General features: G+C 67.6%; 13 protein-coding genes. 6 read left to right on the plus strand and 7 right to left on the minus strand.

The features are described 5' to 3' along the window. Positions 1-52: 52 nt before the first annotated feature. The 3 genes from QQA13_RS00110 to QQA13_RS00120 all read right to left on the minus strand — a co-directional run bounded on the left by QQA13_RS00110 (position 53) and on the right by QQA13_RS00120 (position 4,185). Entirely contained in the window at positions 53-2,110 is a 2,058-nt protein-coding gene (locus QQA13_RS00110) for an alpha/beta hydrolase family protein (RefSeq protein ID WP_108471224.1), read from the minus strand. An 88-nt stretch (positions 2,111-2,198) separates the two neighbouring features. Further along, entirely contained in the window at positions 2,199-3,101 is a 903-nt protein-coding gene (locus QQA13_RS00115; protein ID WP_108471223.1) for a patatin-like phospholipase family protein, read from the minus strand. Between the two features lie 67 nt (positions 3,102-3,168). Beyond that, on the minus strand, positions 3,169-4,185 hold the full coding sequence (locus QQA13_RS00120) for a class 1 fructose-bisphosphatase (RefSeq protein WP_108471222.1): 1,017 nt from the start codon (positions 4,183-4,185) through the stop codon (positions 3,169-3,171). 153 nt (positions 4,186-4,338) lie between these two features. On the opposite strand from QQA13_RS00120, the gene QQA13_RS00125 reads away from it, so the two are divergent. The 6 genes from QQA13_RS00125 to QQA13_RS00150 all read left to right on the plus strand — a co-directional run bounded on the left by QQA13_RS00125 (position 4,339) and on the right by QQA13_RS00150 (position 9,308). Further along, the gene (locus tag QQA13_RS00125) at positions 4,339-4,950 is read left to right on the plus strand and encodes a DJ-1/PfpI family protein (protein ID WP_108471221.1); all 612 of its coding nucleotides are present in this window, start codon (positions 4,339-4,341) and stop codon (positions 4,948-4,950) included. 10 nt (positions 4,951-4,960) lie between these two features. After that, positions 4,961-5,146, plus strand: a complete 186-nt coding sequence (locus tag QQA13_RS00130; RefSeq protein WP_108471220.1) for a hypothetical protein — start codon at positions 4,961-4,963, stop codon at positions 5,144-5,146. Positions 5,147-5,307: 161 nt separating this feature from the next. Next, entirely contained in the window at positions 5,308-6,012 is a 705-nt protein-coding gene (locus tag QQA13_RS00135) for a helix-turn-helix transcriptional regulator (RefSeq protein WP_108471219.1), read from the plus strand. Between the two features lie 178 nt (positions 6,013-6,190). Then, positions 6,191-8,002: a DUF885 domain-containing protein gene (locus QQA13_RS00140; RefSeq protein ID WP_428992322.1), complete on the plus strand. Its 1,812-nt coding sequence runs from the start codon at positions 6,191-6,193 to the stop codon at positions 8,000-8,002. Between the two features lie 75 nt (positions 8,003-8,077). Then, positions 8,078-8,488: an MbcA/ParS/Xre antitoxin family protein gene (locus QQA13_RS00145; RefSeq protein WP_108471218.1), complete on the plus strand. Its 411-nt coding sequence runs from the start codon at positions 8,078-8,080 to the stop codon at positions 8,486-8,488. Between the two features lie 136 nt (positions 8,489-8,624). Continuing rightward, positions 8,625-9,308, plus strand: a complete 684-nt coding sequence (locus tag QQA13_RS00150; protein ID WP_108471217.1) for an RES family NAD+ phosphorylase — start codon at positions 8,625-8,627, stop codon at positions 9,306-9,308. Here the strand turns inward: QQA13_RS00150 and QQA13_RS16200 are convergent, their stop codons facing one another. From QQA13_RS16200 to QQA13_RS00170, 4 genes are all read right to left on the minus strand, one after another. Continuing rightward, positions 9,309-9,509, minus strand: a complete 201-nt coding sequence (locus tag QQA13_RS16200; RefSeq protein ID WP_159082171.1) for a hypothetical protein — start codon at positions 9,507-9,509, stop codon at positions 9,309-9,311. It lies immediately after the preceding gene. Positions 9,510-9,639: 130 nt separating this feature from the next. After that, entirely contained in the window at positions 9,640-10,812 is a 1,173-nt protein-coding gene (locus tag QQA13_RS00160) for an acyl-CoA dehydrogenase family protein (RefSeq protein WP_108471216.1), read from the minus strand. Positions 10,813-10,886: 74 nt separating this feature from the next. Then, positions 10,887-12,365 (minus strand): NAD-dependent succinate-semialdehyde dehydrogenase, encoded by a 1,479-nt coding sequence (locus tag QQA13_RS00165; RefSeq protein WP_108471215.1) that lies wholly within the window; start codon positions 12,363-12,365, stop codon positions 10,887-10,889. A gap of 26 nt (positions 12,366-12,391) precedes the next feature. Next, complete coding sequence (locus QQA13_RS00170) at positions 12,392-13,540, minus strand: CaiB/BaiF CoA transferase family protein (RefSeq protein ID WP_108471214.1); 1,149 nt, start codon at positions 13,538-13,540, stop codon at positions 12,392-12,394. Position 13,541 lies beyond the last annotated feature (1 nt).

A 13,541-nucleotide genomic window follows, 5' to 3' on the forward strand; every position in this document is an offset into this window, starting at 1 on the left:
AATGACTGATTGCTCAGAGGTTCCCCGAACGTGCGGTTGCTGCCGGCGCGGCTCAGTCCGACGCCGGCAGGTATTTCTGGAACCAGCCCAGTGCCCGCTGCAGCACATCGCGCTGGTGCACCGGATCGACGAAGTGGTGGCCCTCGTTCGGGTACACCACCAGCGAGGTCGGCACGCCCTGCGCGCGCAGCGCGTGCCACATCTCGAACGATTGCGGCGCGGGACATTCGGCGTCGCGGTCGCCGACCACGATCAGCATCGGCGTCTTCACCTGCTTGATGAAGTTGATCGCCGAGCTCTTCGCATACACCGCCGGGTCGTCATACACGCTGGCGCCGAAGAACGGCGGCATCCACTGGTCGATCAGGTTCTGGCCGTAGTAGCTCTGCCAGTTGGCGATGCCGGCGCCGGCCACCACGGCGCGGAAACGCTGGGTCTGGGTCGGTGCGAACATGCTCATGAAGCCGCCGTAGCTCCAGCCGGTGAGGCCGAGCCGCTTGTCGTCCACCGGCACCTTCTTCTCCACCGCGTCGACGCCGGCGAGGATGTCGCGCAGGTCGCCGTAGCCGAAGTCCTTGCGGTTCGCCTGCACGTACTTCTCGCCCTGGCCGAAGCTGCCGCGTGGGTTCGGCATGAACACGAAATAGCCCAGCGCGGAGAGCGGCGCGCCGCCGTAACCGACGCCCGGCCAGCGTGGGATCACCGCGCTCGACGGGCCGCCGTGCACCACCACGATCATCGGGTAACGTTTCTTCGCGTCGTAGTGCGCCGGATACAACAGCCAGCCCTGCACGCGGAAGCCCTCGTTGTTCCATTCCACCGACTCGGCCTTGCCCCAGGCCGGCTTCAGCGCGGCGTTGAACGAGGTCACCGCCGGCGGCGGCGTGTTGCCCAACGCACCGGCATGCACTTCGCTGGCGGCGGCGTACGAACTTTGCAGGAAGGCGACGTGCCTGAGGTCGTCGGACAGCGACATCGCCATCGACGCGCTGCCGTCGCCGATGCTGGCCGGCACGGTGAAGTACACGCGCTGCTGCTGTGCGCGCGTGGCGGAAACCGTGTAATCCGCGAGCTGGCTCTGCCCGTTGCTGACCTGGCTGACCAGCATCGACTGCGGCGACGTCCAGCGCAGCCAGCTCGGCGTGACCTTGATGCCAGGGGTGAGGTTGACCAGCGCGCCGCCGTTGGCGGGCACCGCATAGATGTCGCCGCCGGTGGCGCCCTGGTCGCTCATCAGGCCGCCGATGAAGGCGATCCGCGACGCATCCGGCGACCAGCGCGGCAGCGCGATTTGCAGGCCATGCAGCGATCCGCTTTCCGCATTGGCCGGATCGACCAGAACGGCGGCATGGGCATCGGCCTGCGCCGGCTGCACATAGAGTTTCGCGATCCACCAGTTGTTGTCGCCCGGCGGCGGTGCGGCGGTATAGGCGATGCGCGAGCCGTCCGGCGACCAGTCGAACTCATACGCGTACATGCCGGCCGGGGTCAGTTCGCGCACCGTGCCGCCGCTCACGTCGAGACTGGCCACGCGCTGCACTTCCAGTCCGCTCACGCCGATCTCACCGGCGGCCGGCTTGGCCGCGGTCACCGCGCTGGCATGGCGGGTGGCACCGGCCACGTAGAGGAAGCCGAGTGACTTGCCGTCGCCGCTCCACTGCAGCGCGCGCACGTAGCCCTTCAGTTCGGCCAGCCGCGCCGGGGCATCGCTGCCGCGGGTATCCGCCAGATAGATGGCGTTCTGCATCGCCTTGGTGCTGGTCAGGTCGACGCTGCAATTGGACACGAACGCGAGGCGACGCGAATCGGGCGCCCAGGCGATGCCGGACTCGGCGCAGGCGCCGGGCCTGGCGGCGGCACTGACGCGACGCACATGGTGGCCGTCGACATCGGCCACCTCGATCGCCGGCTTGTCGTCACGCTCGATCACCCAAGCCAGCTGCTGGCCGTCCGGCGAGATGGCCACCGCCTGGATCGACTGCGCCTTGCCCAGCTGGGTCAGCACCTGCTCGATGCGCGGGTCGACCGCCGGCGTGGCGGCAAAGGCCTGCGATGCCAGCGCGAAGGCCAGCAGCGACAGGGAGAGGGTCAGGCGCGAATGTTTCGGCATGAGGGGATTCCGGCTGGGGAAACCCGACGCTACAACCCCGAGGCAATGCAAGCCAAGTGCAGGACGGCATGGGCCGCCGCGTCGACGCTCAGTGCGTGGCAGTGGCCGCCTGGCGCGTCGCCGCCAACGCGGCGAGTCGGGCGCGGATCACCGGGATCGCCGCCAGCGCGGCCTTCTCGCCGGCCAGGATGGCCTGGCTCTTCTGCTCGAAATCGGTCGGGCCGATGCCGCTCAGGTCGGGGCGGATCACCACGTCGGCGCGCGCGCTTTCCTGCGCGGCCAGTTGCCGGCCCATGATGGTGATGGATTGGCCGACGATGCCCATCATGCCCTGTGGGTTGCTGCCGTCGGGCGCGGCGGAGATGTCCACCGCGATCACGAAATCGGCGCCGAGCTGGCGCGCCGCGTCGACCGGGATCGGGCTGACCACGCCGCCGTCGACGTAGTGCTTGCCGTGGATCTCCACCGGCTCGAACACGCCGGGAATGCTCGACGACGCGCGCACCGCGCGGCCGGTGTTGCCGCGCACGAACACGGTGCGCGTGCCGGTCTCCAGCTCGGTGGCCACCGCGGCGAACGGCAGCTTCAGCTGCTCGATCGGCTGCTTGTGCACCAGCTGGTTGACGTAATCCTGCAGCGCCTGGCCCTGCACCAGGCCGCCGGAAAACAGCCGCACGTCGCGGATCTTCGCCTCATCGAGGCCGAACGCGGTCTGCTGCAGCGCGAACGCGTCCATGCCGCTGGCATACAGCGCGCCGACCACGCTGCCGGCGCTGGTGCCGGCGACCACGTCCGGGTGGATGCCGCTGGCTTCCAGCATCTTGATCACGCCGATATGCGCGAAGCCCTTCGCCGCACCGCCGCCGAGGGCGAGGCCGATCTTCAGCTTCACCGGCGGCGGCGCCATGGGTGGCGGCACCGGCTTGACGGCGTGCGTGCAGGCACCCAGCAGGAGCGTGGCGAGCAGTGGCAGCAAACGGCGGAAGGGCATGGGCATCGGTGTCGGAAGATTCTGATCTGCTCCCTCCCCCTGCTGGCAGGGGGAGGGAGCAAGGGCGTCAGCCTTGCGCGGCGTCGGCTTCCAGGTGATAGCGCGTGGCCAGTTCGACTTCTTCCTTCGAACCCAGGAACACCGGCACGCGCTGGTGCAGGCCGGTGGGCTGCAGTTCCATGATGCGCTGGCGCCCGGTGGTCGCCGCGCCGCCGGCCTGCTCGACGATGAAGGCCATCGGGTTGGCCTCGTACATGATGCGCAGCTTGCCGCCCTGCTTCTCGATCTTCGCGTCCAGCGGGTAATAGAACACGCCGCCGCGGGTCACGATGCGGTGCACGTCCGCCACCATCGAGGCGACCCAGCGCATGTTGAAGTCCCTGCCGCGCGGGCCGGTCTTGCCGGCCAGCAGTTCGCCGACGTAGCGCTGCATCGGCGCCTGCCAGTGGCGCTGGTTGGACATGTTGATGGCGAACTCGGCGGTGGCCTCCGGAATGCGGATGCCGCGCCGGCTGAGGATGAAGCTGCCCACCTCGCGGTCCAGCGTGAACTCGTGGGTGCCGTGACCGAAGGTCAGCACCAGCACGGTGGCCGGGCCATACACCACGTAGCCGGCGGCGAGCTGGGTGGTGCCCGGCTGCAGGAAGTGCGCGGCCTTCGGCTCGGTCACGCCGTCCGGGCAGCGCAGTACCGAGAAGATCGTGCCGACGGAGATGTTGACGTCGATGTTCGACGAGCCGTCCAGCGGGTCGAACAGCAGCAGGTGCTGGCCCTTCGGGTAGCCGTCGGGAATCTGCTGCGGGTCTTCCATTTCCTCCGAGGCGCAGGCGGCGAGGTGGCCGCCCCAGGCGTTCGCTTCCAGCAGGATCTCGTTGGAGATCACGTCCAGCTTCTTCTGCGCCTCGCCCTGGATGTTGCCTGTGCCGGCCTCGCCCAGCACACCGCCCAGCGCGCCCTTGCCGGTGGCCACGCCGATGCGCTTGCAGGCGCGCGCGACCACTTCGATCAGCAGCGAAAGTTCGGCGTTGATGTGGCCGGCGCGGCGTTCCTCGATCAGGAACTGGATCAGCGAGACGGGTTTCATGTCGGGTCCATGGCAAGAAGAAGCGCCATTGTCCGGGCTCCGGCTGAACAGTGCCAGCCCGGCGCCCCACGTGCCCGCATCCGGCCCGGCTGCTGACATCACGTTGGCAGCAAGGGGTGGGCAAGCTGTACCTCCATAGCGGAGGGACACGACATGCGCGACCTGGTTTATTTCCTGGTGTTCGACGGCTTTGCCGACTGGCAGGCGGCACTGGCACTGTGCGAGATCCGCCGCCCCGGCGACTGGCAGGTCCAGGCGGTGGGCTTCTCGATGGCGCCGGTGGTCTCGATGGGCGGCCTCACCGTGCAGCCCGAGCTGGCGCTGGAGCAGCTCGATCTCAAGCGTGCGGTCCTGCTGATCGTGCCCGGCGGCCACCTGTGGCAGCGCGGCGAGGGCGACGCGGCGGTGGCGGCGATCCGCCGGCTGTACACGGCCGGTGCACCGGTGGCCGCGATCGACAGCGGCGTGCTGGCGCTGGCCCGCGGCGGCTTGCTCGACCACTGCCGGCACACCGGCAACTGGGCCGGCCATATCGACGGCCACGTACCGGCCTACGCCGGTGCGGAGCAGTACGACGCCGGCGTGCTGGCGGTCAGCGACGGCGGCGTGATCAGCGCCAGCCACTTGGGCAGCGTGGAGTTCGCCCGCGAGGTGATCCGTACGCTGGACCTGTACAGCCCCAGCGACCGCGAACACTGGTACCGCCTGTTCAAGCACGCCCAGCCGCCGCCGTGGTGCGTCGGCGAAGCCGTGGCGATGGCATGAGGAAGCCACCATGAAACCGATGCTGAAAACCCTGCTGGTGGCCTACCGCCCGCTCTATCTGAACGGCCTGCTGCTGGATGGGCCGTACAGGCTGCCGAAGATGGGCCCGACGGTCGCGGCGGCGGCTCCGCGTGCGCGCCGGCGTACCCTGCTGGCCGCGCTGGCTTCTGTCATCTTCCATCCCCGCAGCAAGTGACAACCAGGACCGGCCACGACAACGGGATGTCGCCACCGGCCGAAACGCGGCATCTCTGCCGCCGCCCATCCGGGAGCCGCGTCCGCGATGCAGCTGCGCGGTTGCCATGACCATGACTTGCGTCGCAGGCGCGGCGACGCGCCTGGAGGCATCATGCGCGGATGCGTCGAGCCGATCGCCTGTTCCTCATCATCCATGCCCTGCGCGGCCGTCGCACCGCGCTGCAGGCGCGCTCGCTGGCGCAGACGCTGGGGGTGTCGCTGCGCACCGTGTACCGCGACGTCGCCGATCTGCAGTTGTCCGGCGTGCCGATCGAGGGTGAGGCCGGCGTCGGTTATGTGCTGCGCAAGGGCTCGGACATCCCGCCGCTGATGTTTACTGCGAACGAGCTTGAAGCCCTGGTGGTCGGCTCGCGCTTCGTGCGCGCGTTCGCCGGCACCCGGCTGGCGGAGAGTGCGCAGTCCGCCCTGCTGAAGATCGAGGCGGTGCTGCCGCCCGAACTGCGCGAGCGCGCCGCGCGCACGCGGATCTTTGCACCGGTGTGGCGCGACCAGTACCGCGAGGATTTCGCCGCACTGATCGACCGGCTGCATGCGGCGATCGTGGGCAACCAGGTGCTGCGGCTGGAGTATCGCGACGAAGCTGGCAACGCCAGCACGCGCGAGGTCGAGCCGCTGTGCCTGTCGTTCTGGGGCGGCAAGTGGACGCTGGGCGCGTGGTGCCGGCTACGCCGTGACTTCCGCAATTTCCGCCCGGACCGCATCGGTACCTGCGAGCCCAGCGGCGAAGCCTTCGCCGAGGCCGACGAACGCAACCTGGCCGCCTATCTGCGTGCGGTCGGCGTGGGCAAGCTCGATCTCGGCTGAGTGGTTGTGAATTTTCAACCTCCCAGGCTGGCCACGGCGAGGGCATGGGTGGCCGAGTCGAGGCAACGCAGGAGCCGCGCGCAGGCCCCGTTGCCATAGCATGGAATGAAGGCGAGGATAGGGGTTTGCATCACGTCGCGTGATGGATGATGACGTCACCCCGCTGCAAGGAATTCCCGTGAACAAGCCCCTGATGATGGCGCGGCTGGCCGCGCTCGCGCTGGTCAGCTGCATCGTGCCGCTGCGTGCGGCAGCGCCACCGCACGCCGCTGCCAGTGCCGATGTGCGCTTCAAGGACATCTACCGCGCCGAGTGGGCCTGGCGTACCGGCCAGGCCGGGATCAGCACCGCCGGCGAGCCGCAGCTGAACAACGGCCGGCTCGACCAGGTCGACGCAGCCAGCCAGCAACGACGGCTGGACTACTGGCAGGGCGTGCTGAAACAGCTGGCCGGCGTCGACGCGGCGCAGCTGTCGCCGGCGAACCGGGTGAATTACGCGATCTACCGCGAGCAGATCGGCAACTTGGTCGCCGGGCAGAAGTTCAAGGCCTGGCAAATGCCGTTCAACAGCGACTCCGCGTTCTGGTCCGACCTTGACTACGTGCTGGGCGGTGACCGCCTGCGCACGGCCGATGACTACCAGCGCTACCTCGAACGACTTGGCCAGGTGCCGGCGTATTTCGACCAGCAGATCGCGAACATGCGCGCCGGACTCAAGCGCGGCTTCAGCGTGCCGCGGGCGGTGCTCGACGGGCGTGACGCGTCGATCGCCGCGGTGGCCGAGCTGAAGGACCCGACCCACAGCAGCTTCTACGAACCTTTCCAGCGACTGCCGGCGTCGATGCCGGCGGACCGCGCGCAGGCGCTGCAGGGCCAGGCGCTGCGGCAGATCCGCGACGAGGTGATCCCCGCCTACGCGAAGCTGCTGGCGTTCTTCCGCAACGAGTACGTGCCGCAGGCGCGCACCACGCTGGCGGCCGAGGCGCTGCCGGACGGCAAGGCGTTCTATCGCCAGCAGATCCGCGAGTACACCACGCTCGACCTGGGGCCCGACGAAATCCACCGCATCGGCCTCGACCAGGTGGCGAAGATCCACGCGCAGATGCTGGAGGTGATGCAGGCCACCGGCTTCAAGGGCAGCTTCGCCGAGTTCCTGCAGTTCCTGCGCACCGACCCGCAGTTCTACGCGAAGACGCCGGACGAACTGCTGATGCGCAGCGCCTGGGTGGCCAAGCAGGTGGACGGCCAGATGCCACGCTACTTCGGCCACCTGCCGCGCGCGCACTTCACCATCAAGCCGGTGCCGGCCGAGATCGCGCCGTATTACACCTCCGGCCGCGGTGGCGCGGACACCTACCTGGTCAATACCTACGACCTGAAGTCGCGGCCGCTGTTCAACGTGCCGGCGCTGACCCTGCACGAGAGCTACCCCGGCCATGCACTGCAACTGGAGCTGGCCGACGAGCAGCACGACCAGCCTGCGTTCCGCCGCAACAGCTACATCTCCGCCTACGGCGAAGGCTGGGGGCTGTACTCGGAATACCTCGGCAACGAGATGGGCATCTACCACACGCCCTACGAGCGCTTCGGCTACCTCAGCTACCAGATGTGGCGCGCCTGTCGGCTGGTGGTCGACACCGGCATCCACCACCTGGGCTGGACGCGGCAGCAGGCGATCGACTACCTCACCGTCAACACCGCACTGTCCGCGCGCGAGATCGCCAACGAGGTGGACCGCTACATCAGCTGGCCGGGCCAGGCGCTGTCGTACGAGCTGGGCTACCTGAAGATCCTCGAATTGCGCGCCAAGGCGGAGCAGGCGCTGGGCGCGAAGTTCGACCTGCGCCACTTCCACGACACCGTGCTGCAGCTGGGTTCGGTGCCGTTGCCGGTGCTGCAGCAGCGCATCGACCGCTTCATCGCCGAGGGCGGCCCAGAACCGGATTACGGCTGCGACTGCGCGAAGGCAAAGGGCGCCGCGGGGCATTGAGTCCGGGACGGCTCGTTGGCTTTTACTTTACGTGTGTAGTATTGTGTAAATAAACTTCATGGAGAGAGTTACGCCATGACTGCCCACCCGACCCGCATCGCCGAAGCCGTGCCTCGCTACGCGCCGCCGGACACGCTCGCCGACCCGGCGCTGCGCGCGTTCTTCCGGCTCGCCGAACACTGGAAGCTGCGCATCGCCGATCAGCGCAAACTGCTCGGCGACCCGCCGGAGTCGACCTTCTACAAGTGGAAGCGCCAGCAGGGCGGCGCCCTGGGGCGCGACACGCTGGAGCGCATCAGTTACCTGCTCGGCATCTGGAAATCGCTGCAGATCCTGTTCCCCGACCCGGCCCAGGCCGACGCCTGGCTGCACAAGCCGAACACGGCGTCGTTGTTCGGCGGCCATTCCGCGCTGGAGCGCATGCTGTCCGGCAACGTCGCCGACCTGTACGTGGTGCGGCAGTATCTGGATGCGCAGCGCGGTTGATCGCAGTCCGCGATACATTCCCCGCGATGCCGCGCTACCCCCTGGTAGGAGCGCACCCTGTGCGCGACGTTCTCCGTCACGTGACGAAAAGCATCGCGCACAGGGTGCGCTCCTACAGGCAGTCCATGGAGATCCGATGCCTCCGCCGCCCGTCAAACGCATCCGCTGGAATCAGGCGTACCGCATCGTGCCCAGCCGCTTCCCGCCGATCGGCGTGTACGACCGCATCGCCGACCCGGCCGACCTCGACGCGGTGTTCGCGATCGAGGCGCTGACCAATCCGCGCCTGCGCGAGGAGGCCGGCGCACTGGCGCTGGTTCCGAAAGAGCACCGTCTCAGCGGGCCGGGTTCGACACCAGTGATGGCCGCGTTCACCCATCTCAACCCCGAAGGCAGCCGCTTCTCCGACGGCAGCTGGGGCGTGTTCTATGCCGCGCACAGCGTCGCCACCGCGGTGGAGGAAACCGTCTACCACCGCCAGCGCTTCCTCGCCGCCACCGCCGAGCCGGGTTGCGACATCCAGATGCGCTGCTACCGCACCCGCGTCGACAGCAAGCTGCACGACATCCGCGGCGGCTGGAAGGCCGAACATGATGCGGACGTCTATGCGGCCAGCGTGAAGCTGGCGCGCTCACTGCGCGAGGCCGGTTCCAACGGCATCGTCTACGACAGCGCGCGCGATCCGGGCGGCGAATGTTTGGCCGCCTTCCGCCCCGACGTGGTGGCGCCGTGCGTACAGGCGCAGCACCTGGTCTATCGCTGGGACGGCATGCGCATTACGCAGGTGCTGGCAGTGTCGGAGCTGGCGCGGTCGCGCTAGTTAGGGCTCAGACCCGGTCGACGAGGCGAGCCGATGAAGACCCCGCGCATGCTGCTGCTGATCCTGCTGCTGTGGCCGCTGCTGACGGCGGCGCGCGACAACTGCGAGAACGACCACGCGCCCGCCGTGGAACGCCGAGATCGCCGCGTTCCAGGCCGCGGAGCGGGCGCATCCGCCGGCGCCGGGCGCGGTGCTGTTCATCGGCAGCTCATCGATCCGCCTGTGGACCTCGCTGGTGGCGGACTTTCCCGGGACAGACCCGAGAGTGTGTATCACCCGATGGCCGGATGCCGGCAAGCTGGGCGCTTGCGGGTTGCGCAGGTTCTCTTAGTCAGAACGCGTTGATTCCTGTCACCTCGCGCCCGACCACGAGTTGGTGCACGGTCTCGGTGCCTTCGTAGGTGATCACGGATTCGAGGTTGAGCGCGTGGCGGATCGGGCAATGCTCGGTGGTGATGCCGGCGCCGCCGAGGATGTCGCGGCATTCGCGCGCGATGTCGATCGCCATGCGGCAGTTGTTCCATTTTGCGAGCGACACCTGGGTCGGCTGCATGTTGCCTGCGTCCTTGAGGCGACCGAGTTGCAGCGAGAGCAATTGCGCCAGCGTGATCCGCCGCGCCATGTCGGCGAGCTTGATCTGCACCGCCTGCGTCGCCGCAATCGGGCGCTCGAACAGCACGCGCTGCTTGGCGTATTCGGTCGTCTCGCCGAAGCAGGCGATCGCCGCTCCAATCGGACCCCAGGTGATGCCATAGCGCGCTTGGGTGAGACAGCCGAGCGGGCCCTTCAGGCCCTTCACGTTCGGCAGGCGGTTCGCATCCGGCACGCGCACGTTGTCGAAGAACAGGCCACTGGTTACCGAGGCGCGCAGGCTCATCTTCTTGTGCACTTCCTGCGCGGCGAAACCCTTGCTGTTGGTCGGCACGATAAAGCCCTGGATGCCATCCTCGGTCTGCGCCCAGACAATCGCGATCTGGGCGAGGTTGCCGTTGGTGATCCACATCTTGGCGCCGTTGATGACCCAGTCGCCGCCGTCCTTTTTCGCGTGCGTCTTCATGTTCGCCGGGTCCGAGCCGCCGTGCGGCTCGGTCAGAGCGAAGCAGCCGATCACCTTGCCGGCCGCCATCTGCGGCAACCATTCACGGCGATGTTCCTCGCCGCCGTAGGCGTAGATCGGATACATGCACAACGAGGACTGCACGGAGGCAAAGCTGCGAATGCCGGAATCGCCGCGCTCGAGTTCCTGACAGACGAGGCCGTAGCTGACCGCGTTCATGCCGGCGCAATCGTACTCGGTCGGCAGTGAGGAACCAAGCAGGCCGAGTTCGGCCATCTCAGGGATGAGCTCCGTTGGAAAGCGCGCCTGGTCGAAGCAGTCGCCGATGATGGGCAGCACGCGCTCGTCGGTGAAGCGCGCCACGGCGTTCTGCACCATGCGCTCCTCTTCGCTGAGCAGCGAGCGGACGTCATAAAGATCGGCAGGATCGAGTGCGACGGCGGGCATACGGGCTCCAGATTCGGCAAAAAATGAAAGGATCGGTACTCCGCCGGCTGCGCACGTAGCGGCGAAGTTCGGGGTCAGGTATCGACGCCGCCGAAGCACAGGTACTTGATCTCGAGATAGTCGTCGATGCCGTACTTCGAGCCTTCGCGGCCGAGCCCGGACGTCTTCACGCCGCCAAACGGCGCCACTTCGGTCGAGATGATCGCCTCGTTGATGCCGACCATGCCGTACTCGAGTGCTTCGGCGACGCGCATGACGCGATTAATGTCGCGGCTGTAGAAATACGCGGCGAGGCCGAACTCGGTGTCGTTGGCGAGACGGATCGCCTCGGCCTCGTCGCGGAAGCGGAACAGCGGGGCAACGGGGCCGAAGGTTTCTTCGCGAAAAATTTTCGCCTGCGTCGGCACATCGGCAAGTACGGTCGGTGAGAAGAAATTGCCGCCAAGCGCGTGCCGCTTTCCGCCGCTGACAAGTCGCGCGCCGTGGGCGAGGGCGTCGGCGATGTGGTCTTCGGTTTTCGCGACCGCCGCGGCGTCGATCAGTGGGCCGAGCGTGACGCCGGTGTCGAAGCCGTTGCCGACCTTGAGCGTGGCGACGGCATGTGCAAACTTTTCCGCGAACGCGTCATAGATGCCGTCCTGGAGGAGAATGCGATTCGCGCAAACGCAGGTCTGTCCCGCATTGCGGTATTTGCAGGTCAGAGCGCCGGCGACTGCGGCATCGAGGTCGGCATCGTCGAAGACGATGAACGGTGCATTGCCGCCGAGCTCCATGCTCGCCTTCTTTATGCCCGGCGCGCAGCGCGCGAGCAGCTCTGCGCCGACCTCGGTGCTGCCGGTGAACGAGAGTTTGCGCACGAGAGGGTGGGCTGTGAGTTCGCCGCCGATTGCACGGCCCGATCCGGTGATCACGTTGCACACGCCCGCCGGCAGGCCGGCGCGTTCGGCGAGTACGGCGATCGCGAGTGCGGAAAAGGGTGTCTGGCTTGCGGGGCGCAGCACGCCGGTGCAGCCGGCCGCCCAGCCGGGGCCTGCCTTGCGCGTGATCATCGCCACCGGGAAGTTCCACGGCGTGATCGTACCGAATACGCCGATCGGCTCCTTCCGCACGAGGATGCGGCGGCCGGCGCGGTCCGGCGGAATCACGTCGCCGTAGACACGCTTGCCTTCCTCGGCGAACCACTCGATGAAGCTTGCCGCATAGGCGATTTCGCTACGGCTCTCGGCCAGCGGCTTGCCCTGCTCGGCGGTAAGTATGCGCGCGAGATCCTCCTGGTGCGCGAGCATGAGTTCAAACAGCCGCCGCAGCGGCTGTGCGCGAGCCTTGGCGGTCAGCGCGCGCCATGCGGGCAAGGCGCGCGCCGCAGCTTCGATGGCGTGGGCGGTTTCGGCCGCGCCGAAGTCGGGTACACAACCGAGCAACGCGCCTGTCGCCGGATCGGCGACCTCGATTGCCGGGCCTGAGCCCACGGGAATCCACTCGCCACCGATGAAGTTCGCTTCGCGCAGCAAGCCTGGGTCGTCGAGCATGGAAAGGAATTCGGTGTTGGCCATGAAAGAGCTCCGAAGAAAAATTCGAATCAGGACCGGCTTGCCAGCTCGGCGAGAATTTCCGCCCCGTGTTCGTCGAGGCGCGGTGAGCGACGGTTCGTGGTGAGCGCGCTGTCCGACATGCGAATCGGCGTGCGCAGTCCGGGAATGCCGTCGTTCTCCACGAGCATTTCGCGCGCGCGGAATTGCGGATCGGCGAATACGTCGGCGACGCTGTTGATCGGACCTGCCGGCACGCCGGCCGCGTCGAGCGCAGCGAGTAAGTCGGCACGGCTGCGCTGGCGGGTCGAAACCGCGAGCAGGCCGGCGAGTTCCTCGCGATGCTGAACGCGCAAAGCATTGGTCGTGAACCGCGCATCCTCCGCCAGCGCCGCAAGATCGAGGATGCGGCACAGCCGCACGAACTGCGCATCGTTGCCGGCGGCGACGATGATGTGGCCGTCGGCGACGGGGAGAGTCTGGTAGGGCGCGATGTTCGGATGCACGTTGCCTAGGCGATGCGGCGTTGTGCCGGAGGCCAGGTAGTTCATCGCCTGATTGGCGAGCACGCCGGTCATGCAGTCGAGCAGGGCCATGTCGATGTGCTGTCCGCGGCCGGTCTTTTCGCGCGCCAGCAGCGCGGCCTGCACGGCGACGACGCCATAGAGGCCAGTGAAGATATCGGCAAAGGCGACACCGATCTTCTGCGGCTCGCCAGCTGGGTCGCCGGTCAAATCCATGATTCCGGAAAGTCCTTGGATCATGAAGTCGTAGCCGGCGAGCGACGCATACGGTCCGGTCTGGCCGAAACCGGTGATCGAGCAGTAGATCAGACGTGGATTGAGCGTCGCGAGGCTGGCGTAATCGAGGCCGTACTTCGTCAGTCCCCCGACCTTGAAATTCTCGATCAGCACATCGGCTGTCGCGGCGAGCTGGCGCACGGTTTCGAGGCCTTTCTCGCTGGCAAAGTCGGCGACGATCGAGCGCTTGCCGCGATTGCAGGCATGGAAGTACGCAGCGGTCTTCTCGCCGCCGCATTCGATGAACGGCGGCCCCCAAGTGCGGGTGTCGTCGCCGGCGGGGCTTTCGACCTTGATCACCTCGGCGCCGAGGTCGGCGAGCGTCTGGCCGAGCCAGGGGCCGGCGAGAATGCGGGCCAGCTCGACGACGCGCAGACCGGCGAGCGGTGCGGTGGACATG

Origin of the sequence: Rhodanobacter thiooxydans, from assembly GCF_030291135.1 — a bacterium.
Taxonomy (GTDB): domain Bacteria; phylum Pseudomonadota; class Gammaproteobacteria; order Xanthomonadales; family Rhodanobacteraceae; genus Rhodanobacter; species Rhodanobacter thiooxydans_A.

Coding starts and splice junctions, on each gene's coding strand:
- QQA13_RS00110 (WP_108471224.1), bottom strand. CDS start 2,110: ATGCCGAAACATTCGCGCCTGACCCTCTCCCTGTCGCTGCTGGCCTTC.
- QQA13_RS00115 (WP_108471223.1), bottom strand. CDS start 3,101: ATGCCCTTCCGCCGTTTGCTGCCACTGCTCGCCACGCTCCTGCTGGGT.
- QQA13_RS00120 (WP_108471222.1), bottom strand. CDS start 4,185: ATGAAACCCGTCTCGCTGATCCAGTTCCTGATCGAGGAACGCCGCGCC.
- QQA13_RS00125 (WP_108471221.1), top strand. CDS start 4,339: ATGCGCGACCTGGTTTATTTCCTGGTGTTCGACGGCTTTGCCGACTGG.
- QQA13_RS00130 (WP_108471220.1), top strand. CDS start 4,961: ATGAAACCGATGCTGAAAACCCTGCTGGTGGCCTACCGCCCGCTCTAT.
- QQA13_RS00135 (WP_108471219.1), top strand. CDS start 5,308: ATGCGTCGAGCCGATCGCCTGTTCCTCATCATCCATGCCCTGCGCGGC.
- QQA13_RS00145 (WP_108471218.1), top strand. CDS start 8,078: ATGACTGCCCACCCGACCCGCATCGCCGAAGCCGTGCCTCGCTACGCG.
- QQA13_RS00150 (WP_108471217.1), top strand. CDS start 8,625: ATGCCTCCGCCGCCCGTCAAACGCATCCGCTGGAATCAGGCGTACCGC.
- QQA13_RS16200 (WP_159082171.1), bottom strand. CDS start 9,509: ATGAACAGCACCGCGCCCGGCGCCGGCGGATGCGCCCGCTCCGCGGCC.
- QQA13_RS00160 (WP_108471216.1), bottom strand. CDS start 10,812: ATGCCCGCCGTCGCACTCGATCCTGCCGATCTTTATGACGTCCGCTCG.
- QQA13_RS00165 (WP_108471215.1), bottom strand. CDS start 12,365: ATGGCCAACACCGAATTCCTTTCCATGCTCGACGACCCAGGCTTGCTG.
- QQA13_RS00170 (WP_108471214.1), bottom strand. CDS start 13,540: ATGTCCACCGCACCGCTCGCCGGTCTGCGCGTCGTCGAGCTGGCCCGC.